Genomic DNA, 22,250 nt, shown 5'->3' on the forward strand with positions numbered 1-22,250 from the left:
GCAGCTCACATTTTGCTCAGCAAAAATCGCGTCCAAATCCACATTGCTCGCTTAATCGCAGCATATAGTGAATAGTGATTATTTAATGCTAAATTCTAATACTGTTGAATCTACTTCAGCAGCTTCAAACTCAGCGTACGATGCTATCCATCCACCTGAACGACTGAGACAGCTCGCAGCCAAACTGGAAATGAACAATCCAGTGTTTTGGATTAGCGGCTCTTTTCTTACCCTATTTGTTCTACTTGCCCTTACCCATCCTGTTACTCTTTCTTCTCTGGTCGATTCTGGTTTCCAGCTAGCAACTCGTTATTTTGGTGCATTTTGGCAAATTTTGTTGTTAGCCAACTTCGTTATTGGCCTTGCACTCTGTTTTGGTCGTACCGGTGATGTTCGCTTAGGAGGTCTCAATACTCCTGATGTAACGAATTTCAAATGGCTATCGATAGTATTGTGTACACTGCTCGCAGGTGGCGGCGTGTTCTGGGCTGCTGCTGAGCCAATCGCACACTTTGTTTCACCTCCACCTTTATTTGGCTCTCAAGATGCCAAAACCAATGCCATCAACGCACTTTCTCAGTCTTTTGTTCATTGGGGTTTCTTAGCTTGGGCTGTTCTAGGTTGTTTATCTTCCATCGTGTTGATGCATCTGCATTACGACAAAGGCTTACCTCTAAAACCGAGAACCTTGCTATATCCGCTACTTGGGGAAAAAGCTATTAAAGGCGGAATCGGCAACACGGTAGATGCACTGAGTATTATCGCTGTTGCCGCCGGCACAATTGGTCCTATTGGTTTTCTGGGGCTGCAAATCAGCTATGCCATGCAAGAGTTGTTTGGCACTACGGACACCTTCATAACCCAAGCCATAGTAGTGGTCGTTGCGATGGTATTTTATACCCTCTCGGCATTAAGCGGAGTCAATCGCGGTATCCAGTTGGTGAGTCGCTATAACATTATTCTTACCGTGGCTCTTATCGTGTTTATTCTTTTTGCTGGTCCCACTGGCTTTATTATCGATAGCTATGTTCAAGGTTTAGGTCAAATGATTGACCAATTTGTTCCAATGGCACTGTATCGAGGAAACCCTGAGTGGTTAGGTTGGTGGACCGTGTTCTTTTGGGGTTGGTTTATTGGCTATGCTCCGATGATGGCGATTTTTATTGCCCGCATTTCCCGTGGCCGCACTATCCGCCAATTAGTACTTGCCATTAGTATCGCCGCACCACTAGTAACTTGCTTTTGGTTTACCATCGTCGGTGGTTCTGGGCTTGCCTTTGAATTGGAAAATCCTGGTGTGATTCAAGCAGGCTTTGAGGGATTCAATATGCCAGGAGCACTTTTAGCGATTACACAACAGTTGCCATTCCCGACGCTGATCTCCATTTTATTTTTGATTCTCACCACAACTTTTATTGTCACCACGGGTGACTCGATGACTTACACCATCACCATGGTGATCAGTGGAGACAAAGAACCAAACGCGACGATTCGTGCTTTCTGGGGAATCATTATGGGTGCCGTTGCCATTGTTCTGATTTCGTTAGGCAGCGGCGGGATCTCTGCCTTACAGTCATTTATTGTTATCACGGCAGTGCCAGCCTCCTTCATTATTGCGCCGAGTCTTTGGTATGCACCAAAAATTGCCAATCAGATGGCAAATCAGCAACGACTTTGACGCTATAACAAAGTCACTAGTAAGCTAAAACGATTTCACGGCAAGCACTTTACGCTTGCCGTTTTTCATTTCACTTATCTGTATTCCGCACTCCCTATTCATTACAAATATTTGCCCCCACTTTTGATACATTTCATCATTAGATACATCAGAGTTATGTCAACTTGTTTCACCTTATTACACCGCGTTCAACAGCATTCCATTAGTCTTTGTTAAATATGGAAAAATTTACCGGCTGTCTTTATTAACCGTCACTTAAACGTCTTTTAACTCAAACACATTTATCAGATACCTCCACCGCTTTAGGCTGCGCCCCCTCCGTTGCCAAAGGCTTGTTTAGGTTCTTGTCTAACCCCCTAGCACCTAAACATCTTTGGTAACGACCAATTTATTATTACTGCTTAGGGCTTGTTATGAATACCAAAACTAAAATCGCATTTCTTCTCGCTTCAGCGCTGACACTCAGTGGCTGTGTCGGTAGTAATGCTGTGACCGAAAAACTGATGGGCTTCAACGTTAAAGTCGTGGATAACCGTTACGCACGTGCAGGCGTTAACTTCCTGCTATCTCCTGTCTATGGTTTTACGCTAGTGGCTGACTTGTTCGTTGTGAACTCCATCGAATTCTGGTCTGGTACCAATCCAATTAACGGTAAGCCTCATGTGTTTGATACAAAGACAGAGACCTATTTAGAAGTGAATGACAAGGTGGATTCTAGTCTGCACGATGCACCGATTGATCCACTGACCATGAGCACGCCTAACTCAGGCACCATTCGTTACCTCGATGAAAATACGATTGAAATGGAAGTGACCTTGGCGGATGGTCAGCAATCGAAAGTGATAGGTGTAAAAGAAGGCGACAAGATCAGTTACTACATTGATGACCAACTAGTGTCTCAAACAACGCTTGATGCGCTAGAGCATGAGTTCTCAGAATCGTAGGAAATAATCTCTACCTTTCCTATAGTTAACTAAGTAACCATGGAAGGTTACCTACTTTAACTCACGGCAAATTCTATGACTCAATACAGTGACAAGATTGATTTAAACCTTTTTCGAACTTTTGCTACCGTGTACAAACATGACTCGATTAGTCGTGCAGCAGAAGAGCTCAACGTCACTCCAGCATCAGTAAGCCAATCAATCAAAAAGCTTTCCACTGAACTCAACACCTCGCTATTTATGCGTCGAGGCCGCGGTATAACTCCAACCCTACAAGCGCATCATTTAATAGAACGCATTGCCCCTCTGCTTCATGAATTCGATGTGATTACCAATGACTGCCTTTATGGTGTTCACCAATCAACACCACGAAAGGTGGTGGTGCAAGCACCTGAACCCATCATATTTGAGCACATAAAAAGCACAGAGCTTGCCAATCACACTGAAACTCGTTTTCGTCTCGAATGGTTGGATATCCTTTATAGTAATAGCGATAGCTACGAGACTTTAAAATTCAAACACGCCGATGCCATCATAGATATTTTCCAGCTCGCTGAACCGAACATTTGCAACGACCTATTATTTGAGGATGAAATTGTGGTGATCGCGTCGAAAAACCATCCACGAGTAGGCTCCACCATCTCACCAGAGCAGTTTGCCGAAGAGTCGCACATCATATTGAATTACCAATTTGGAGAGTCTTCGCTGTTTGAAATGCTATATAACTCACCGCCACCCAAACGACGTATCTTGAGCACGCAAACCTCTTTAACGTCCATGCTGTCGCTTACTTCAGAAAGTGAAGCACTGTGCCTCTGTACCAGACGATTCGCTGAGCAGCATGCGACTCGGCTACCCATCAAGATCTTGCCATTTCCGGGTCCGGTAGAACCTGTCAAATTCTGGCTTATCTACCCAGCCCAAAGCCGAGATTCACACGCGATAAAATGGCTTCACTCCACACTGGTTGATTGGATAAAGCAGTAATGAGCTCTGGTCATCAAACGGTGAGTTAACGCTGACTGAATTGTGCTTGTAAAAAGGGTAACAACAAAAGGCCGATGACAGCCGAACAGACCGATATCACCACAAAGAACCCAGTCCAATGGAACTGCTCTAATACCATCGCAAGTGGGTAGCCAGCAAGAGCTGCGCCCATATAGGCAAACAGTCCAACAAATCCTGTAGCCGCACCTGCTGAGTCTTTATGTGAACACTCAGCCGCCGCCATACCAATGAGCATCTGCGGTCCAAATACAAAGAAACCAATGGCAAAAAAACCAGCAGACTGAAACACAAAGTTGGTTAATGGCATTAACCAGAGCGCGGCAACAGACAGGAAAATCCCCATTGCGAAAATCAGGTTCATTGGTCCACGATTACCGCCAAATAGCTTGTCTGAGCCCCAGCCAGCTACTAAAGACCCCACAAAGCCGCCGACTTCAAACAAAGATACTGATGCATTGGCGTTGATTAAACTGTAATGATGCTGCTCAGTCAGATACAAGTTACCCCAGTCATTGATCGCCGTGCGCACGATGTAAACCAATACGTAGCTAAAAGCGAGCAACCAGATGTATTTATTGTTGAGAACATACGACCAGAGAATCTGCTTCGGCTTCAGCCCTACTCCGTCGTTTTCTTGAGCCAATTCTAACTTATCATTGCGCCATTGGCCTACGGTAGGCAATCCCATTGACGTGGGTTTATCACGCAGTCGCCAACAGAGAAATAAACCTATCAGCACGCTTATTACGCCCGGAATAATAAACCCCTCACGCCAACTATAATGAAAGGTTAGAAAGCCCACCAGCAAGGGAATCATCGCACCACCGACATTATGTGCCGTATTCCAAAGCGACCAGAAAAATCCTCTTTCGGTTCTGGAGTACCAGGTGGTCAAAAGCTTGGAACAGGACGGCCAGCCCCAACCTTGGAACCAAGCATTAAGAATCCATAAACTCGCGAGAACAAACAGCGAACTCGACAAACCAAAGACAATGTTTACCACTCCACTGGCAATAAGCCCGATACCCATAAAGTAACGAGGGTTGGAACGGTCTGAAATAATACCTGAGACAAATTTTGATAGCCCATACATCAAATAGAACATGGTGCCCATCATGCCGATGTCTCCCTTGTCTAAACCAAGGTCGGCAATAAGTGCAGGCGCGGTGTAATTGAAGGTTTTTCGGGTGAGATAAAAACCGGCATAGCCGAGATACATTCCCAGCATGATGTGAAAACGCCAGTACCGATAGCGAGTATCGACACTCGCGCTCTCTTGATGTTTCATCTGTTGTTCTGCTACTTTGACTGTCATGAACTACCCCGCTACACCAATGGAAGTCGTGCATCAATTTCGGTGCCACGTTGTGTTTCATCTCCGTCAACAACGCTGCGAATCTCAAACTGGCCACCTAACGCTTGAACACGCTCTTTCATGCCTTTAAGGCCAAACCCTTTTTGGCTATCTTGAAGCGGAAAGCCAATACCATCATCAGCAATCTTTAGCGTGATTGTCGCATCAATGACGAGCTCTATTCGCACCTGTTTGGCTTGAGCGTATTTGAGAATGTTATTCAGCGCTTCTTGGCATAAACGGAACAAAGTCACCTCCATCATATCCGAGAGCACTCGCTGGCTAACATTGTCGACAGTAAACTCAACTTCAATACCAAGCTGTTCAAACTCCATCTCACGCACCATTTGCTGAATGGCGGAGATCACGTCTAAATCATCCAAGGTTTTTGGTCTTAATCGAGTAAGCAGCCCTTTTGTGGTGTCATAGACATTCAGAGACAAGGATTCAATGGTATCAGCGCAACCAATGCTCAAATCAGGATTGTTGACGCGCTTAATAATGCTCGCTTGCGTTCGAATAGCAGTGATATTCTGACCAATTTCATCATGCAGTTCGCGAGCAATGTCCTTACGCACCGACTCTTCCGCTTGCACCAACTGTTTCGCTAAGTGCTTGTTGCGAGTAAGTTCAGAGCGAAGCTGATGGTTTAAATCGCGCTGTCTCTGCACCGCCATTCCCAGCAATATTCCCGTTAATGATTGAGCACTTATTGATAACAGTAGGTCCGTGACTTCCAGCTGTGACACCCCACTACGCGCCGCTATTAATGCACAACTATTAAGAAGCGTACCTAGCAGAGCACCCTGCCATCCATAACGAAACGCAAGCAAGATGATGGGTATTGCCAAACAAAACGGAGCAAAGCGCCTAAGCTCGTCAGGCAGCCCGACTTGCAGAGAAATGCTCACCGCAAACAGTGCAATGAACAGCAAAATGGGCTTATAGTGAAATTCGATTGGTTGATGGATGAGGTTAGATGTCAAAGGTCGCCACGTACTTTGAAATAGGTAATTCCAAATGAGGTAACAGCTCGGCACCAGCATAAGCCCCGCCGTAATACTCACCAAACCGACGAAACTCAGAGAGTCACTATGACTGCCGACAGCAAGCATATTAATCAGTGCGCAGGCAACAATCGCTGCGGCTTGAATAAGTAATCGTCGCCACTGAGCACCTTGATAATAACGCTCAGCAACCAAGGCAACAGGAATACTTAGCGCACTAGCAACCAAAATGGCCGACCACTGAGGCTGCGCAAGCAAAATAGCCAGAGAGATGGTTAAGCACCACTCAGCAGCATAAACGGCACCCCAGTATTTTTTAGCGGCATGCAGGGTAATCCCAAGCCTAAGAGCGAACGGGAAAAACAGAATTGCCAACTCAGCGTCGTTAACGAAGTAATAGGAAATCACCCATAAACAAAACCAACTGCACAGGGTTATCAGCCATGCACTGGCGCTGGCAACGAGGTAAGTTCGCATTACAACGTCGCTTCTGCCCTAAACAACTTGGCAAGTTCCACATTGTTTTTGACAGCAAGTTTATCCAGTGCATTAGCACGATGGACATGAACGGTTTTGTGACTTAATCCAAGTTCGGCCGCTACCGCCTTCACATCGAGTCCCGTCGCCAAGAGCTCTGACACTTCATATTCACGTTTAGTAAGTCGAGATAAGGCTTGTTGGAACGGTCTTGGAGAAGCAAGTTTCATGGCAATATCCGGGGTAAGATAGCAACCACCGTTGGCACTGGTTCGCACAGCTTGAATCAGTTCATCAGGACTGCAACGTTTGGTCAAATAACCAAGTGCACCTAATTCCAATGCCTTTTCCACCATAGCAGGAGAGTCATGCACACTGAGCATCACACAGGCAATGCCCTTGGGCATCGACTCTAGTAACGCGAGACCACTTTCGTCCGGCATCGAGATATCCAGAATACATACCTGCACACCACTGCCCGGCAGCCCTCTTTTAGCTTCTTCAACCGAGCTAAACTCACCGACTACATTAATGTCTTCCTCTAGATTGAGTAATTGAGCAAACCCAGAACGTACGATGATGTGGTCATCCACTAAAACAACATTGATCATGATGAAGTACCGACTAGAGAAAGGCGAAAAATGGGGTAACTTAACGCCGACGCATCGATTAAGCAAATAGCGTTTGGTTCTAAAAAAAGCGCTATCTATGATTCCAATGGCTCAGGCAAACCAAATGCGAAATCGTAGACAGCGCTTTTCAGGGGTATATTAAGCCGTAACTTGTTGTAACTGCTTCTTAGCTTTACGAATTTTCTTCTCTTCTGCGATAGCTACGAAGACAAGTAGACCGATACAAATCGCTGCAGATGTATCCAGTGCCGCAAAGGTACCTTTCCATCCTGTTAGGCCAAAGATAGGCGTACCATCGGCAATCATACCTAAACCTAACTTCGCGAAGCTGTCACCAATGAGGTAAGCAAACGTACCTTTCACGCCGTCGGCAACGCTGATGGCTTTCTTAGGCACGAAACCTACTGCCGCTACACCAATAAGTAGTTGAGGACCAAAGACTAGGAAACCTAAGACAAATAGCGATGCAAGATACATAAATTCACTTGTCGCATGTTGATAGAATTCCAAGCTTACGATGATTAGCGCTAATGACACACACGCAACCAGAGCGCGACGACCATTCGCCAAATCAGACAGATAACCCCAAAGTAAGGTACCCACTAACGCACCGACTTCGAATAAAGTGAAGCCAGAGATTGCCGTTTCTTTGGATAGACCAAGTTCTTGGTAGGCATAAACTGTTGACCATTGGTCGATACCGATACGCACGATATACAAGAAGATATTGGCAAAACACAGTAGCCAAATCACTTTGTTTTTAAGTACATACTCAACAAAGATTTCACGTTTGGTCATTTGGTTTTCTTCAGCGGCTTCGTCTTCTTCACTCACTGCTTCATCAAATAACTCTTCTACTTTACCTAGACCGTAAGCTTCTGGAGAGTCACTACCGTAACGAAGACCAAAGAAACCAACCACCAAAGCAATCAGAGATGGGAACACAAACATACCAATAACGTGTCCATCAAACAGGTAGTTAGCACCGAATAGCGCAACACCCGCCGCACCTGCACCACCTACGTTGTGCGACATGTTCCAAAGACCAAGGTATGAACCACGCTTGTTACGTGGCGTCCACTTAGTAATGGTTGAATAACTAGAAGGTCCACCGGTACTTTGGAAGAAACCACTTAGTGCATAAAACGCAATCATTAGGAATAGACTAACGCTGCCGCCACCCATACTGAAGCTGAAGCCAAGCATCGCAAGACCTGAAAGGATCAGCATAAACGGAAGGAACTGTTTGGTGTTCTTGCCATCGGCATAGTAGGACACCACGGTTTTACCAATACCGTAAGTGATGGAGAAACCAAGACCAATCAAACCAAGTTCAGTCATGGAAAGCCCATAGTTCGAAATCATATCGTTTTGCGCGATATTGAAGTTCTTACGAATCAGGTACATGGTCATGTAACCGATAAAAACCACTAAATAGGACTGTAAGAATGGTTTAAACCACATTTTGCGTCTTTGTTCGACGGGAAGATCCAACGTCGGCTTACGCACTTGCTCTAGAAATTTCAACATGATGAATCCTTAGACTCTCAACATAAGGGGCAGCACTACCCAAAGAGCGACCCATCGCCGGTCTTGGTATGGTGCAAAAAGTAAATTCGTTTGAGGATCAGCGCTAATAACGCTGAAAATCTATGAGCAAGAGTGTAAGAATTGGCCGAGATAATGGCTTGAGAGGCGGTCTTAGGAGTACTAGGAAAAATTCCTAGTACTCGCTAGTTATCAAAGAATACGTGAATCACATCACAGATGTAGGGTTATACTAAGGCGTGTTTAATGCAAGTAAGTGCACGTTGCAACGTAGTCTCTGGACAACCAAGGTTAAGGCGAACAAAGCCCGAACCTTCTTTACCAAAGGCCGTACCCATACTTGGCACCACGCCAGAGTCGATAAAGCGCTGCTCCAGATCGCTGTCAGTAAGGCCAAGTGCTCGGCAATCCAACCACGCTAAATAGCCCGCTTGAGGAGGTAAAAACTTCACCCCTGTACCTGAAAGCTCCAACTCTACAAAGCGTTGAAGTCGCTCGATATTTCGTTCTAGATACTGCTTTAATTGCTCCAACCATTCAGCACAATGCTGATAGGCAACGGTCGCGGCGACCATAGACAAGCTATTAAACACATCCATGCCATGAGCATCTAATCGCCTAACAAAGCACGCTCTCAGTTCCTCATTAGGAATAATGAAATTAGAGATACGCAGTGACGAAAGGCCAAAGGTCTTGCTCGCTGCCGTTGCCACTATCAAACGTTGATTTAGGCTTTGCGGCAGTTTCAGCGCCGAATAGTGTTGTTGGCCGGAAAGCGTAAGATCGCACCAAATTTCATCACTTAACAACCACACTTGATAGCGCTCGCAAAGCTCTGCAAGCTTTAGCACATCTTGCTGTGACCACACACGCCCCGTTGGGTTATGAGGATTACAAAAGATCATCGCCTTTGCACCTTGAGCAAAGCACTGCTCAAGGTGTTCAAAGTCAATACTGTACTCGCCATTCTCAAGCGTTAATGGATTTTCCTTCACTACTCGGTCGTTGAACTCAATGATTTTGCGAAAGGACCCGTAGCCCGGAGACTGCATGACAATCTGGTCACCAATATTGGTAAGCATTTGCAGTGCGATCGATAACCCAGGCAACACACCATGGACCGTTGTGACCCACTCCTTATCGATATGGGTGTCATGCTGAGTAACAAACCAGTCAATGATGGCTTGATAATAGTCAGCATCTCGCTCTGCATAGCCAAAGACACCATGCTCAGTGCGCTGCGTTAGCGCATCTAATACCACTTGTGGCGCTTTGAAATCATAGTCTGAGACCCACATAGGGAGTAAATCCGATTGATGCAATCCTAGCTTCTGACCCATAAAATCCCATTTAAGCGAGCCAGTGTTACGACGTTCTAACGTTTGGTCGAAGCAATTCATTCAGCAGTTACCTTATTTTGTTGGGGTAGCAACAGTTTGTAATTCTGTATTATCTGTTGATTCTGGCTTCGCTTTCGCAATACCAAAACCAGTAAAACCGTAAATAAGCGCGAAGATAACGCCGGTATAGCACTGAATCGCCCAAGGTAGATAATCAAGCGTTGCCACGCCTAGCGTGCCCGCCATGTAAATACCTGCAGCGGTCCAAGGCACTAGCGGTTCAATAATTGTGCCTGCATCTTCGATAGTACGAGAGAGGTTCTTGGTATCTAGACCCATTTTTCGGTAGGCGTTTTGGAACAGTTCTCCCGGAATCAATAGCGCTAATTTGCCGTCTGATGTCGTGAACACAACCGTAATCGTCGCGATAACCGTTGAAGTAATCAATTGACCCGTTGAGTGAATCAGATGCAGGAAGCGACCAAGCACCACGTTCAATGCGCCAGTTAAGCTTAAAATACCTGCGAAAGAGAAGGCACAGAATACCAACAAGATAGTGCTCATCATTGAGAACAGACCACCACGGTTAAGCAGCTTCGCTACATCCGGAATGATGCCTGATACTTCGTGGCCATTCGCTTCAAACATTGATAGATTAAAGCCATCAACATACGCTTGGAAACCTTGTTGTAGCGAGAAGCCTTGAAGCAGCATGCCAAGAGCTATAGCAATCGCCGACGCTGCAAGCATGAGCGGTAATACTGGCTTTTTAGTAAGAGCACCCCAAAGAATCATCACTGGTGGAATAATAAGAACAATGTTGAGGTTATAAAGGCTTTCAAGGCCCGCTAAGATCTCAACAACTTTCTCTGGTTCGCTCACTCCTGCCACATCGGCACTTTGACCAGCAAAGAAAAACACGGTTGCGGCAATCACAAAGCCTGGCAAGGTAGTGTAGAGCATATGTTGGATGTGTTCGTACAAGGTTGTGCCTGATACCACTGGAGCAAAGTTGGTTGAATCAGACAGTGGAGAGATTTTATCGCCGAAATAAGCGCCAGAAACTACTGCACCCGCAGCGGCTGCAAGCGACACATCTAGGCCAGCCGCAACACCCATTAGTGCAACACCAACAGTACCTGCTGAACCCCAGGATGTACCTGTACATACCGATACTACGCTAGTCACGAAAAAGGCAGCGATAAGGATGTATTCGGGACTGATCACTTTAAGTCCCCAATACACCATATAAGGGATCGTGCCGCTCACCATCCAACTGGCGATAAGGCCGCCAACAGAAACAAGAATTAGGATGACTGGCATCGCCTTGGCAAGCTTCTCAACAATAGCGCCAATAATGTCATCCCAGTTGTAGCCCATCTTCCAAGCGATGAAACCAGTAAATGCCGCAGAAATCAGCAGCAAGACTTCAATTCGTAGTCCTAGCGCTCCGTAGCCGATTGCCAAAAGCAAAAACATCACCGCGATAGGGGCGAGCGCTAAACCAAATGAGGGCAGAGGCTTTGAATTTGTCATAATGTATATCCTCAAAAACTGTGTAGGGTTTGTTCGCAGAGATAATATCCTTAGCCTCATTCCAAAATTGAGAACTAGATGACTGTTTCATGTAAGCGCTTACATGAGATTATCTGATGTGAACATTCTCACGTTTTTTCATTGATAATTACCTTTTTAACGACTTGACGGTCTGTCTTTCGACTAAATTGGCTTCAAAACGATGGTTATGGGGAGGAGTATAGGCTGATTTTTTGAGGTTCAGTGCTAGCTTCGCGGCATGCACCGACATCTCGTCGATAGGGTTGTGCATTGTGGTTAAACGAGGATAGAGATAGCGTGCCAACAACACATCATCAAAACCCACAATAGACATATCGTCAGGTACTACCACGCCTTGTTCGTAGAGACTTGCCATCAACCCCGCCGCCATGACATCATTAAACGTCACCACAGCAGTAACTTCTGGGCACCGCGCCATCAACGCCTTTCCTGCCGCTTCACCACCAGACTCACTGAAATTCTCGTTAATAATCCAGCTAGGCGGTACTTCAATGTTGGCGGATGACATGGCGTCTTTATAGCCTTGAAGGCGATCGGTTCTATCTTCTATCGGCAGATCGCTGGTGACGTAGGCTATCTTGCGATGACCTAAAGCAATCAAATGCTCCACCGAGACCTTTGCTCCAGCTCGATTATCCACCCATACCGAGCGATTCGAGATCTGTGGAATAGTGCGATTGAGTAGAACCATAGCGGGAGCTTGGGCAGCGTAGCGGAGCAAAGTGGCATCATCAAGCATTTTGGCATGCACAACCATAGCTTCGCAGCCTTGGCTAATAAGAAAGTCCAAGCCTTCTTTTTCACGTTCCGTATTGTGACCGCCACTCACCACTACCAGTTGATGGCCATTAAGACGTACCACCTCTTCGACATTTTTGGCGATTAGTGCAAAGAAGGGATCAGCCAAGTTACCTGTGAGTAGACCTAGTGTGTTATTGCTTCGTTTCGCTAACGCAGCGGCTCGAGGGTCACGACGATAGTTAAGCGTTTTAATCGCTTTCTCCACCCGCTCCAACGTTACTGGTTCTACGTAGTGAGAGCGGTTAATTACCCTCGATACTGTCGCTGTCGAAACCCCTGCTAACTCTGCTACGTCTTTCATGGTTGCCATGACTGCTTTCCTTAACGCTCTCTATTGCGAACTCGATGCTAACGTTTCTTGCTCTTGAATTGACTCGCACGGGTCTTTTTATTGGTGCGTCGATTGGCTTGCTTGTCTCGTTTAGGGCGCTTGCTTTCTCCTGTCGAGGGTTTATCCGTCACTGGAAAGTCAGCCAGCTCTTCCAACACTAAACTTCGTGATGTGAGTTGACGAATCGCCTCAAGATATTCGGTTTCACCATGGCAAACTAGCGACAATGCCTGTCCCGTTTTTCCTGCTCTGGCGGTGCGCCCAACTCGATGCACGTATACAGATGGGTCACTTGGCAACTCATAATTAATCACGACGGGAAGATCATCTACATGGATGCCTCGAGCTAAAATATCGGTAGCAATCAGTACTTGAATCTCACCTTGTTTGAAAGCCTGTAGGGTACGTTCACGCTCCGTTTGCTCTTTATTACCATGTAAGGCGCCACTAGTAATACCTGCTTTATTCAACTTCTTACAAAGCGCATCGGCATTGTCTCGTGCACCAATAAACACCAACACCTGAGGCCATTGATGCTCAGTAATTTGCTTAATCAGCACATTGGCTTTACTGCCTTTATTTACCAAATACAATGTCTCTGCAATCTGCTCCACCACACTATTGGTTTTATTGGCTACAACTCTGATTGGATTGTTAAGCAAAGTCGTGACTTTTGCTTCCAACTGTTCTGGTAGCGTTGCTGAGAACATTAAGGTTTGTTTTCTGTTGCTCAATCCATTGAGTATACTCTGAATGTCTGGCCAAAAACCCATGTCGAGTAAACGGTCAACTTCATCAAGCACAACAGTTTCAATACGTTGAGTGTCCACCAGCTGTTTATTCATGATATCGAGCAAACGTCCAGGTGTTGCCACTACAATCTCTGGAGCAGCATTAAGCTGACCCACCTGCGGCTCTACATCCTCGCCGCCGCAAACCACAGCGACTGAATAACCTAATAGAGCGACGATAGGATCGATGGTCTCTGTTACCTGTTTCGCCAATTCACGCGTAGGCACTAGTATCAAGGCTTGCTTTATCTCGTTGTTAAGCAACTGCTCTATCAGCCCAAGGCCAAAGGCTAAGGTCTTACCGCTGCCAGTTTGTGCAAGAGCCAAGACATCGTGCTGTGCGGTAATAGCAGGAATAGCGAGGGTTTGAATATGAGTAGCATGAGAGAATTCACTAGGAATGGCATCAATTAATGCCGAGCTTAACGTTAACTCAGAAAAAGACATGATAGGTTTACACGATCGCAGAAATATGTGCGGATGATAGGAGGAAAGCGTGTGGAACTCCAGTTTCTGTATCAATAAAAGTGTTGATCGTTGAAGTGTCAACGTTAGTAAGCGGCTAGCAAAAACGAGCCTGCTCGAGTCAATGAGCAGGCTCTGATAACTATTAAGACGCCGTTGCGTACTGTTCTAGTTCTGTGTGAGATGCCGTAGTAATGAACTCACCATCTAGGTAGAAATCAACCGAGTCTTTACCGCTCACACCTACAAGTGTGCGTGCCTTACCAGAATCATCAATGAAGTCCATCTGCGTTGTATTATCATCTAGCATGGATAACTTAACAGGTGCAGTAGAGAGCTTCTTACCTACCTTGTGATTTACTTTGATGTAAGCTTCAGCAGGAGTGTCCGCTACCGCCTTTTTCTTAGTTAGTGGGTTGGTACCAGTCCAAAACTCAATCGAGTTAATCACGAATAGATCCGCTGCCGCTGTAATGGCATAAACCGGTGACATCAAAGTGTATAGGCCAGCACGAGCATAACGGTTGTCCACACCTTTTAGGTTAACTTCATACATCACCATACTCGTTGTTGCCATCTGGCCAATACAGCCAGTTAGCATAGTAGACATTAGTGCAGCAGCAATCGTGGTTTTAATTAATTTCATTTGTTTCGCGATCCTCTCGCATCATCACAATAGATAAATGATGAGCAAGTTGATTAAAGTGGATTATTACAGGAGAGGCGCCAGGCGAGCGGCTCATCCCATTCACACCATTAATAAAATGGCGCGCGATTATAGCCAGACTTTAGAGCATCGCAAGCACTTAAAAACTAGAGATTTATTGATAAAAACAAAGGAATTAGAAAGAGAAGAGCCCAAACAGCCAAAACAATGTCAAATAGGATAAATTTACATTTATATTCAACTAATTAAAAAACAAAAAGGCTCAATTAAAACCTGGGGAAAAGGGAAGATTTTTCGTTTTAAAATCATAGGAAAAGAGGGTTGCAGTCCAATTCTTACAACCCTCTTAATGAAGACTTACAACATGACTAGGCTTGCGGTACCAAGGAACGCAAAGAAGCCGACCACATCGGTAACCGTCGTTAATATGACTGAACCCGCTAAAGCAGGATCAAGCTTGAGCTTATCCAGAACCAGAGGAATCAAGACACCGAACAGCGCTGCTGTGATGATATTGACGACGATAGCCAACGCTATGGTCGCACCAAGGATCGAAGACTGGAACCACAGTCCAGCCATCGCTCCTATGATGATCGCCCACAGTAGACCGTTAATTGCACCAATGCCCAACTCATTCTTGATAAGAGCAAATCGGTTACCGGAGGTAATCTGGTTGAGAGCCATAGAACGCACGATCAAAGTTAGTGTCTGGCTTCCTGCGATCCCCCCCATAGAACCGACAATAGGCATAAGGATCGCAAGGGCAACAACCTGCGAAATGACGTTTTCAAACAAGCCAATTGTCACTGAAGCTAAAATAGCGGTAAGCAAGTTAATCCCCAACCAAACCCCACGCTTTTGCGAACTTTTCAATACTGGTGCGAACAGGTCATCGCCTTCATCCATACCTGTACCGGCCATTAAACGCGTCTCGTAGATTTCTCGTTGCGTGCTAAGAGCAAACTTCCAGTCAATCTCCCCTACCAACAATTTACGTTCATCAAGAATAGGCAATGCACTGAAGGAGGAACGCTCCATTGCTTCCACCGATTCGGCCAATGTTAGCTTGGCACTAAGCGTGGTGACGTGCTCCAAAACCAATTGTTTGATTCGCGTTTTAGGATCACTTTTTAAGACATCGCTATAATCCACCATCCCACGAAAACGTTTTTGTTTATCAATTAGATAGATATGCTCTGGCTGCTCATAATTGTATTTATCAATCAACAGCTTGGCTCTGTCTACTGAGATACTAAAAGGAATCGTAATGACTTTCCTATCTGCCCAGCGGCCAATCTGATCTTCTTCATATTCATTGGCTTGGTCATAAAGCTCTAGCTCATCCTTTTCAAGTAAAGAGATAGCTTCGGCAATGATGTCATCAGGCAGTGAGTCCGCCCACTCGATAAGCGAAAGGTTATCCAACTTCGCCAGCGTAAGCTTAAGCTCAGTTTCCGATAACGCATCCAGAATAGAAACACGTACTTCCGCACGAGTCTCTGTGAGCACTTCGATATGCATTTCCAGCGGCAACTCACGCCACAAACGAACCCTTTGCTCTATAGGAAAGGCTTCCAATATCAATCCCACCGACGACGACTCCATCCCCTGCTCTATAAGTTCATTAAGCACACTTGGTTGCTCATGCTCCTCAGCTTGAGAGATTTGTTCGATTTGTATGGATAGATCTTGGAATTCGCTCACTCGTGGCTCCACATGGTGCTATACGTTGTTAGTCTCGTAAATTTGTTCGATAAATTAGCGCGTTAGAGTTGAAAAACTCTGTGATAAATGTGCTGAATAGAAAGAGGAAATCTTAGCTCGTCACAGATGAATAATCTAGCGTGCTCTTGATGAATTCAGAGGCATTATTGAACAATTAGACTTAAGAAGAGTAAAGGCATGTCGCTATCTATGAAATAACCACACGCCTTTGAAAGGATTACACTTGAGGCGTTAACTGATAACTGATTGATTGGCAAATAGCGACTAACTCGTTCTTTGTCGTTTCAATACTATCTACAGCATGATGAACTGCATCAGAGTCTAAAGTGACATATGGAACAGTCAACACAGCCAACATCTCACTGCCGGTAAAGATCGGCACACTGATATTAGTAATACCCGAAATTTGTGGACTGGGACCAATAAAGTAACCTTGATTCTTGGTCTGATTGAGTAAAGCGTTCGCTTGTTCTATTTCGTAATCAGTTGCACCACTCTGCTTAAGTATTTTCTCTCTTTTGAGCTCATCACTAAAGCTCAACAGTACGATTCCAGAGCCGGATGAACATACGTCTAACTTAGCGCCAATCTTGAGGCTAAAGCCCATCTTATATGGACTCTCTTCCCTTCCGATCACCACCAGATGCTGATTGTCATACCATGAAACGTGGCATGATTGATTGACTTTTTCACTCACCATTTTCATTAATGGCTTGGCGATATTTAGCAGTTGAGACTGAGGTGGATACTGATTAGCAACGGTAAACATCTGCATAGAAAACATATATTTACCGCTATCTTCATTAAAGGTCACATAACCACGACGAGCCAATACAGAGAGTACTCGGAAAATCTCTCCCACACTACGACCGACCATCTCTGCGATCTGTTTCTTTGACATGGGTTCAGCTGAACTTGCTAGCAACTCCAGTATATCCAACCCTTTCTCTAAGGCTGGGGCGTTATACTCCTGCCGAACAACTTTTTCCAAGTACCTGCTCCTTATTTCACTAAGCCCATCATTTGTGGGATCGTCATCGAAATTGCCGGGATATAAGTCACTGCCATTAGTACCAAAAATATCACCGCAAAGAATGGTAGCAGCGTTTTGATCACATGGTCAATTTTGATATCGCTAACCTTACAACCAGTAAATAGTATTGGTCCAACTGGAGGTGTTATGGTGCCAAGTGACAAGTTAAACACCAACAAAATACCAAACTGGACTGGATCCATACCCAAATTCATACAAATCGGTAGAAAGATGGGTGTGAAAATTAATACCGCTGGCGTGGGATCCATAAAGGTCCCTACAAATAATAAAATCACATTGATGATTAGAAGGATCACAATCGGGTTATCGGTTAACGACAACAAAGCATCGGCTATAGCTCCAGGAATTTGCGTAAACGCCATTACCCACGACATGATTGACGAAGCGGCTATCATAAAGATGACAATCGCAGTTAACTTGGCAGTCGACAACAAAATACTTGGGAGCTGCTCAACTTTCAGAGCCTTGTATATAAACCCAAGTGCCAAAGAGTAAACAACCGCAATAGCTGAAGCTTCTGTCGGTGTAAAGATACCTGCGAGAATACCTCCTATCACTACCACCACTAATGACAAACTAGGTATTGCATCAATGAATAGTTTGGCGCGCTCAGAAAGGCTCATCACATGTTTCGACATATATCCACGGCGATAGGCCATAAACCCTGCCACTAGCATAACGCCACCACCCCAGAGTAAGCCGGGCAAATAACCGCCCATAAAGAGTGCTGAAATAGATACCGAACCAGCGACAGTCGCATAAACAATTAACGTGTTACTTGGTGGAATCAACATTCCGGTTGGAGCAGATGCAATATTTACCGCTGTTCTAAATGGCGAGTCGTACCCTTCCTTCTCTTGAATAGGGTTCATAATGCCACCAATCGCCGCGGCCGAAGCAACGCCAGAGCCGCTGATTGAACCAAACAACATATTCGAGACCACATTAGTTTGGGCTAATGCTCCAGGAAAATAACCCGTTACTATGCGCGAGCAATTAATGAGTCGTATGGCTATGCCACCATTATTCATAATATTGCCCGCTAAGATGAAAAACGGTATCGCGAGCAATGCAAAACTATCCAAACCCGTGAACATACGTTGGGCGGCTGTCGTCGTAGCACCTGCTAATGGCAAAATACTGACCATGGCAACAAATGAAGGCAATCCAATACTAATACCTATCGGCGCACCTAAAACGAGTAGAATGATAGCGCCGCCAAACATAATAAGGGCAGCGAGGGTAGCAGCATCCATATGTCTATCCTTTTACACTAAGTTGCTGAAACTGATGTATTAGTTTCAGTTGGTTGATTACGAAATAAACAAGAATAAGCACTCCGGCAATAGGCAATGCCGAGTAAATAACACCCATTGGCACTTCTAAGGCCGAATCTAACTGCCACATTTGACGAACGGACGCTTTGAATCCGCCTTGCCACATAACCACGAAAGCAAATATAGCGATTGTCCATTCAGTGAAAATATCAACCAGTATGCCTATTTTCGGCGAGAACTTATCTCGTACATAGGTAATAGCCATATGTTCTCTCAAGCCAAACACATAAGCCCCACCAATCAGCACCAACCAGACAAACATGTATCGTGACAGTACTTCACTCACCGCACTTGGACTATTGAAGACATAACGAGTAACGACCTGATAAGTAACAAGAACTGTCAAGAATGCCATAATAGCGATACAAGCTCGTTCCACTACCCAATCGATGATTTTCTTGAACTTATCTGTCCAGACTAACAACTTTTCCACTAGACTTTTCCTTGCAAAAAAGGAGTTAGGCTTGGCGCCTAACTCCTTCTTAATTAGCTCAGTTCACTGATCGCCTTAGTTAATTCTTTCTGTGCGTCAGTTTTAATCAATTTTTGCTGTAGAGGTTTGCAGCTTTCCTGGAATTGTCTCACGTCGACATCAATAAAGGTCGCACCATTCTCCTCCGCTAACGCACGAGCTTTACCAATTTGAGCATTCCATTTAGCAAACTCGTCAACAGTCGACTCTTTAGCTAAACGGCGAATCGTCGCTTGGTCTTCCTTCGACATTGAATTGATGAAGTCGTCGCTGATAACAACTAAGTCAGGCACCATCAAGTGAGAAGTTTTGCTAAAGTAAGGAGCCACTTCATAGTGCTTCATATCGGCATAAGTAATTTCATTATTCTCACCGCCGTCAAGGACACCTTGTTGAACCGCGGTATACACTTCACCTTGACTCATCGGAACACCAGTGCCGCCCATGCACCCTAGCATCTCTACCATAGTATTCGACTGCATCACGCGGATTTTCTGACCTTTCATATCCTCGACGGACTTAACGTTATGCCCCTTGGTATAAACGTTACGAGAACCAGCGGTATAAGCCGTCAATACTTCAAAACCAAACTTTTTGGTAGAGGCAAATAGCTTGTCTAGAGCTCCGGAAGTAAACACTTTTTCTTGATGCTCAATACCGGTATAAGCGAAAGGCATGCCGATTGCAGTGAAGGTATTGTCATAGTTTTCTACCAACGGGTTTGCTACGACTGCCATTTGCACTGCGCCAGCTTGAACCAGCTCCAACGACGCACGTTGATCGCCGAGCAGTGCATTGGGATAAATAGTAACTTTGTAACGACCATCCGTTTCCGCTTCTAACTGTTTACCAAACTCTTCCAAAGCCAAATATTGAGGGTGCTTGTCAGATTGGTTAAATGCCGCTTTGATTTCCGTTGCTGCAAATGTCATTGATGATACTGTGACTGCTGCGCCCGCTACGGTAGTAAGAAGTACATTTTTCAGAGTTTTGTTCATGTTAATTTCCTATTAGTATCAACTAAGCCAATGTATCCATTGGAATAAAGTCCATATCGTCGAATGTTTGATTTTCACCTAACATTCCCCAAACAAAGCTATAGTTTTGCGTACCACACCCCGAATGAATCGACCAACTTGGTGACAGTACGAGTTGTTTATCTCTAACTAGAATGTGACGAGTTTCAGTAGGTTCGCCCATCATATGAAACACGGCTTGTTCCGGTTTGATATTGAAATACACATACGCTTCCATCCGACGTTCGTGAGTATGTGCAGGCATCGTGTTCCAAACGCTACCCGGTGCTAAATGAGTGATTCCTAAACATAGCTGACAGGTTTCTATCACATCCGGGTGTAGGTATTGGTTAATGACGCGCTGGTTTGCCGTCTCTATTGAACCAAGTTCTACCACGCGAGCCTCACTCTGAGGAATTACCCTTGTGGGTAGCGATTTGTGCGCTGGTGCACTTAATCCGTAAACTGTCGCGTCACCTTCTACTTTCTCTATCTCAATTGTCTTTGAGCCTAGGCCGACATAAAGCACATCCATAGCATTTAAATTGAACGTTTTTGTATCTACGGTTACTTTTACGGCCCCTTCTAAGCAAGCTAACCCAAGCTCTCTTCGTTCAAGAAAAAACTCGGTACCGAACGACTTACTATCTATCCACTCCTCTAAAATCAATGGGTTATCTTGAGGACAAATCCCTAAAGCAACCGCTCGGTCAATATGGCTATACGCCACCGATACCCGAGATGGTATGAATAGCTCGTCGATCAAGAACTCATCACGCAGTTGTGCAGTGGAGTACTTTTTCACGTCTCTGGGGTTCGCTGAATACTTCGTTAACATAACTTTCCTTAACCGTAATTTATGCTTTTAATAGTAACAGTCGTTCTTATATGATCAATATCATTCACATACGAACAACTATAGACGTGATCACTGATCCTTAAAATTGGAAAATTAACGGTTAAATCTTGAACTAGATCTGGTTTTGAAACTGCGTTTTAAAAACAAAAGGAGAGGCATTTGATGTGAGTAAATTAACTTTGAATGTTAAGCAGAGATGAACGCTATGGCGTGGCTGGCGAGAGCACAGCCACGTTACATTGATCATAAGAAGTGGAGATCGTAAATAGTTGAACTTACCAGTGACGCTGTCTTGGCTCAAATTGTGGCGATGTTTTCTTTTTCAAAGCCTGCTGTACACGAACGAAATTTCTCCCCAGCATAATGCGTATCTGGCTATAAGTTTCATACGCCAAAAGTTTCCATGCTGGTGCGGTCCAATAACGAGTGTACATATGCTTCATAGCGGCAGTCACATCCGGGGATTTTTGGGCGATTTGAGTGCAAAGTGCCAATGCCTCTTTCATAGGGTCATCGCTAACTTCAGTCACTAGTCCCATAGATAATGCTGTTTTAGCGTCAAGTTCTGTAGCACATATCGAGATTCGCATCGCTTTGTCCTTCGGCATGATTTCTCTAAGTGCAATGGACCCGGCCATATCTGAGGTTAATCCCATCCGCGACTCCATGATTGACAGGTTGGCATTAGGCGCACAGAATCTAAAATCGGCTCCCAGCGCGATTTGCATACCCGCTCCCCAGCAATATCCTTCGATTACAGCAATAACAGGAACGGATAGCTTTCGCCAATTACTGCTCACTTGTTGTGCACGATTTGATTGGCCAGGAAGCCACTTAAACAAGAGTCTTGCAGCAAAGCTCTTGTTTTTCATCATAGATTTGAAATCGAGTCCTGAGCTAAAGTTGCCTTCACTTCCCGTCAGGATAACTGCCCTCAGCGTTCGGTCGTTACGAAGCGCTTTGCTCACATGAATCAACTCATTAAACATAATCATGTCGACGCCATTAAGCTTATCCGCCCTGTTTAAGCTGACAATCACGACATGCTCGTCCCTAGTTACTTTAATGCGTTGATAATCCATCCTTGTATCCTCTGTCTAATCGTCTATCGCATCCGATATGCGAACTCTAATAGTTATCTCAAAGTGTAGTCGGCAAACCATTAG

At 45.0% G+C, this 22,250-nt stretch carries 20 protein-coding genes; 4 read left to right on the forward strand and 16 right to left on the reverse strand.

Translation table 11 applies throughout. The features are described from left to right. The first annotated feature begins 85 nt into the window (after nucleotides 1–85). From VME0621_RS09075 to VME0621_RS09085, 3 genes are all read left to right on the forward strand, one after another. The gene (locus VME0621_RS09075; protein WP_062458036.1) at nucleotides 86–1,678 is read left to right on the forward strand and encodes a BCCT family transporter; all 1,593 of its coding nucleotides are present in this window, start codon (nucleotides 86–88) and stop codon (nucleotides 1,676–1,678) included. Nucleotides 1,679–2,091: 413 nt separating this feature from the next. Next, nucleotides 2,092–2,622: a DUF3332 family protein gene (locus VME0621_RS09080; RefSeq protein WP_062458040.1), complete on the forward strand. Its 531-nt coding sequence runs from the start codon at nucleotides 2,092–2,094 to the stop codon at nucleotides 2,620–2,622. A gap of 75 nt (nucleotides 2,623–2,697) precedes the next feature. After that, nucleotides 2,698–3,609 (forward strand): LysR family transcriptional regulator, encoded by a 912-nt coding sequence (locus VME0621_RS09085; protein WP_062458043.1) that lies wholly within the window; start codon nucleotides 2,698–2,700, stop codon nucleotides 3,607–3,609. Between the two features lie 25 nt (nucleotides 3,610–3,634). Here VME0621_RS09085 and VME0621_RS09090 read toward each other — a convergent pair whose 3' ends face one another. The 9 genes from VME0621_RS09090 to VME0621_RS09130 form a co-directional block, all read right to left on the reverse strand. Then, nucleotides 3,635–4,945, reverse strand: coding sequence for an MFS transporter (locus VME0621_RS09090; protein WP_062458047.1), 1,311 nt, complete (start codon nucleotides 4,943–4,945; stop codon nucleotides 3,635–3,637). Nucleotides 4,946–4,956: 11 nt separating this feature from the next. After that, nucleotides 4,957–6,468 (reverse strand): signal transduction histidine-protein kinase/phosphatase UhpB, encoded by a 1,512-nt coding sequence (gene uhpB / locus VME0621_RS09095; protein ID WP_031494266.1) that lies wholly within the window; start codon nucleotides 6,466–6,468, stop codon nucleotides 4,957–4,959. Beyond that, the gene (gene uhpA / locus VME0621_RS09100) at nucleotides 6,468–7,079 is read right to left on the reverse strand and encodes a response regulator transcription factor UhpA (protein ID WP_006069894.1); all 612 of its coding nucleotides are present in this window, start codon (nucleotides 7,077–7,079) and stop codon (nucleotides 6,468–6,470) included. The genes uhpB and uhpA overlap by 1 nt, the downstream gene beginning before the upstream one ends. Before the next feature lie 159 nt (nucleotides 7,080–7,238). After that, a complete protein-coding gene (uhpT, locus tag VME0621_RS09105) occupies nucleotides 7,239–8,630 on the reverse strand; it encodes a hexose-6-phosphate:phosphate antiporter UhpT (RefSeq protein WP_038229303.1) in 1,392 nt (463 codons plus the stop codon). Between the two features lie 245 nt (nucleotides 8,631–8,875). Beyond that, nucleotides 8,876–10,048, reverse strand: a complete 1,173-nt coding sequence (locus VME0621_RS09110) for a MalY/PatB family protein (protein WP_062458052.1) — start codon at nucleotides 10,046–10,048, stop codon at nucleotides 8,876–8,878. A gap of 12 nt (nucleotides 10,049–10,060) precedes the next feature. Continuing rightward, nucleotides 10,061–11,524 carry a Na+/H+ antiporter NhaC gene (gene nhaC, locus VME0621_RS09115; protein WP_062458056.1) on the reverse strand — a complete coding sequence of 488 codons (1,464 nt, stop codon included), beginning with the start codon at nucleotides 11,522–11,524 and terminating at the stop codon, nucleotides 10,061–10,063. 148 nt (nucleotides 11,525–11,672) lie between these two features. After that, nucleotides 11,673–12,677 (reverse strand): LacI family DNA-binding transcriptional regulator, encoded by a 1,005-nt coding sequence (locus tag VME0621_RS09120; protein ID WP_038229300.1) that lies wholly within the window; start codon nucleotides 12,675–12,677, stop codon nucleotides 11,673–11,675. A gap of 38 nt (nucleotides 12,678–12,715) precedes the next feature. Then, entirely contained in the window at nucleotides 12,716–13,936 is a 1,221-nt protein-coding gene (locus VME0621_RS09125) for a DEAD/DEAH box helicase (protein WP_038229298.1), read from the reverse strand. A 163-nt stretch (nucleotides 13,937–14,099) separates the two neighbouring features. After that, nucleotides 14,100–14,600, reverse strand: a complete 501-nt coding sequence (locus VME0621_RS09130) for a DUF3332 domain-containing protein (protein ID WP_006069888.1) — start codon at nucleotides 14,598–14,600, stop codon at nucleotides 14,100–14,102. A 40-nt stretch (nucleotides 14,601–14,640) separates the two neighbouring features. Here VME0621_RS09130 and VME0621_RS26810 point away from each other — a divergent pair, with 40 nt between their 5' ends. After that, nucleotides 14,641–14,844: a hypothetical protein gene (locus VME0621_RS26810; protein WP_031494690.1), complete on the forward strand. Its 204-nt coding sequence runs from the start codon at nucleotides 14,641–14,643 to the stop codon at nucleotides 14,842–14,844. Between the two features lie 134 nt (nucleotides 14,845–14,978). On the opposite strand, the gene VME0621_RS09140 is transcribed toward VME0621_RS26810, so the two are convergent. From VME0621_RS09140 to VME0621_RS09170, 7 genes are all read right to left on the reverse strand, one after another. Then, nucleotides 14,979–16,325: a magnesium transporter gene (locus tag VME0621_RS09140; RefSeq protein WP_038229294.1), complete on the reverse strand. Its 1,347-nt coding sequence runs from the start codon at nucleotides 16,323–16,325 to the stop codon at nucleotides 14,979–14,981. Between the two features lie 238 nt (nucleotides 16,326–16,563). Beyond that, complete coding sequence (locus VME0621_RS09145) at nucleotides 16,564–17,337, reverse strand: IclR family transcriptional regulator (protein ID WP_062458059.1); 774 nt, start codon at nucleotides 17,335–17,337, stop codon at nucleotides 16,564–16,566. A gap of 11 nt (nucleotides 17,338–17,348) precedes the next feature. Beyond that, nucleotides 17,349–18,656 carry a TRAP transporter large permease gene (locus tag VME0621_RS09150; protein ID WP_031496093.1) on the reverse strand — a complete coding sequence of 436 codons (1,308 nt, stop codon included), beginning with the start codon at nucleotides 18,654–18,656 and terminating at the stop codon, nucleotides 17,349–17,351. A gap of 4 nt (nucleotides 18,657–18,660) precedes the next feature. Then, entirely contained in the window at nucleotides 18,661–19,170 is a 510-nt protein-coding gene (locus tag VME0621_RS09155; RefSeq protein ID WP_006069884.1) for a TRAP transporter small permease, read from the reverse strand. 53 nt (nucleotides 19,171–19,223) lie between these two features. Beyond that, a complete protein-coding gene (locus tag VME0621_RS09160) occupies nucleotides 19,224–20,207 on the reverse strand; it encodes a TRAP transporter substrate-binding protein (protein ID WP_006069883.1) in 984 nt (327 codons plus the stop codon). 22 nt (nucleotides 20,208–20,229) lie between these two features. Further along, nucleotides 20,230–21,063, reverse strand: a complete 834-nt coding sequence (gene kduI / locus VME0621_RS09165; RefSeq protein ID WP_062458062.1) for a 5-dehydro-4-deoxy-D-glucuronate isomerase — start codon at nucleotides 21,061–21,063, stop codon at nucleotides 20,230–20,232. Between the two features lie 296 nt (nucleotides 21,064–21,359). Continuing rightward, nucleotides 21,360–22,166: a crotonase/enoyl-CoA hydratase family protein gene (locus VME0621_RS09170; protein ID WP_062458065.1), complete on the reverse strand. Its 807-nt coding sequence runs from the start codon at nucleotides 22,164–22,166 to the stop codon at nucleotides 21,360–21,362. Between the last annotated feature and the right edge of the window lie 84 nt (nucleotides 22,167–22,250).

It is taken from the genome of Vibrio mediterranei (assembly GCF_900088415.1).
Classification (GTDB): domain Bacteria; phylum Pseudomonadota; class Gammaproteobacteria; order Enterobacterales; family Vibrionaceae; genus Vibrio; species Vibrio mediterranei.

Bases quoted from the DNA above. Each gene is read 5' to 3' on its own strand.
- VME0621_RS09075 (WP_062458036.1), top strand. From the start codon at position 86: ATGCTAAATTCTAATACTGTTGAATCTACTTCAGCAGCTTCAAACTCA.
- VME0621_RS09080 (WP_062458040.1), top strand. From the start codon at position 2,092: ATGAATACCAAAACTAAAATCGCATTTCTTCTCGCTTCAGCGCTGACA.
- VME0621_RS09085 (WP_062458043.1), top strand. From the start codon at position 2,698: ATGACTCAATACAGTGACAAGATTGATTTAAACCTTTTTCGAACTTTT.
- VME0621_RS09090 (WP_062458047.1), bottom strand. From the start codon at position 4,945: ATGACAGTCAAAGTAGCAGAACAACAGATGAAACATCAAGAGAGCGCG.
- uhpB (WP_031494266.1), bottom strand. From the start codon at position 6,468: ATGCGAACTTACCTCGTTGCCAGCGCCAGTGCATGGCTGATAACCCTG.
- uhpA (WP_006069894.1), bottom strand. From the start codon at position 7,079: ATGATCAATGTTGTTTTAGTGGATGACCACATCATCGTACGTTCTGGG.
- uhpT (WP_038229303.1), bottom strand. From the start codon at position 8,630: ATGTTGAAATTTCTAGAGCAAGTGCGTAAGCCGACGTTGGATCTTCCC.
- VME0621_RS09110 (WP_062458052.1), bottom strand. From the start codon at position 10,048: ATGAATTGCTTCGACCAAACGTTAGAACGTCGTAACACTGGCTCGCTT.
- nhaC (WP_062458056.1), bottom strand. From the start codon at position 11,524: ATGACAAATTCAAAGCCTCTGCCCTCATTTGGTTTAGCGCTCGCCCCT.
- VME0621_RS09120 (WP_038229300.1), bottom strand. From the start codon at position 12,677: ATGGCAACCATGAAAGACGTAGCAGAGTTAGCAGGGGTTTCGACAGCG.
- VME0621_RS09125 (WP_038229298.1), bottom strand. From the start codon at position 13,936: ATGTCTTTTTCTGAGTTAACGTTAAGCTCGGCATTAATTGATGCCATT.
- VME0621_RS09130 (WP_006069888.1), bottom strand. From the start codon at position 14,600: ATGAAATTAATTAAAACCACGATTGCTGCTGCACTAATGTCTACTATG.
- VME0621_RS26810 (WP_031494690.1), top strand. From the start codon at position 14,641: ATGAGCAAGTTGATTAAAGTGGATTATTACAGGAGAGGCGCCAGGCGA.
- VME0621_RS09150 (WP_031496093.1), bottom strand. From the start codon at position 18,656: ATGGATGCTGCTACCCTCGCTGCCCTTATTATGTTTGGCGGCGCTATC.
- VME0621_RS09160 (WP_006069883.1), bottom strand. From the start codon at position 20,207: ATGAACAAAACTCTGAAAAATGTACTTCTTACTACCGTAGCGGGCGCA.
- kduI (WP_062458062.1), bottom strand. From the start codon at position 21,063: ATGTTAACGAAGTATTCAGCGAACCCCAGAGACGTGAAAAAGTACTCC.
- VME0621_RS09170 (WP_062458065.1), bottom strand. From the start codon at position 22,166: ATGGATTATCAACGCATTAAAGTAACTAGGGACGAGCATGTCGTGATT.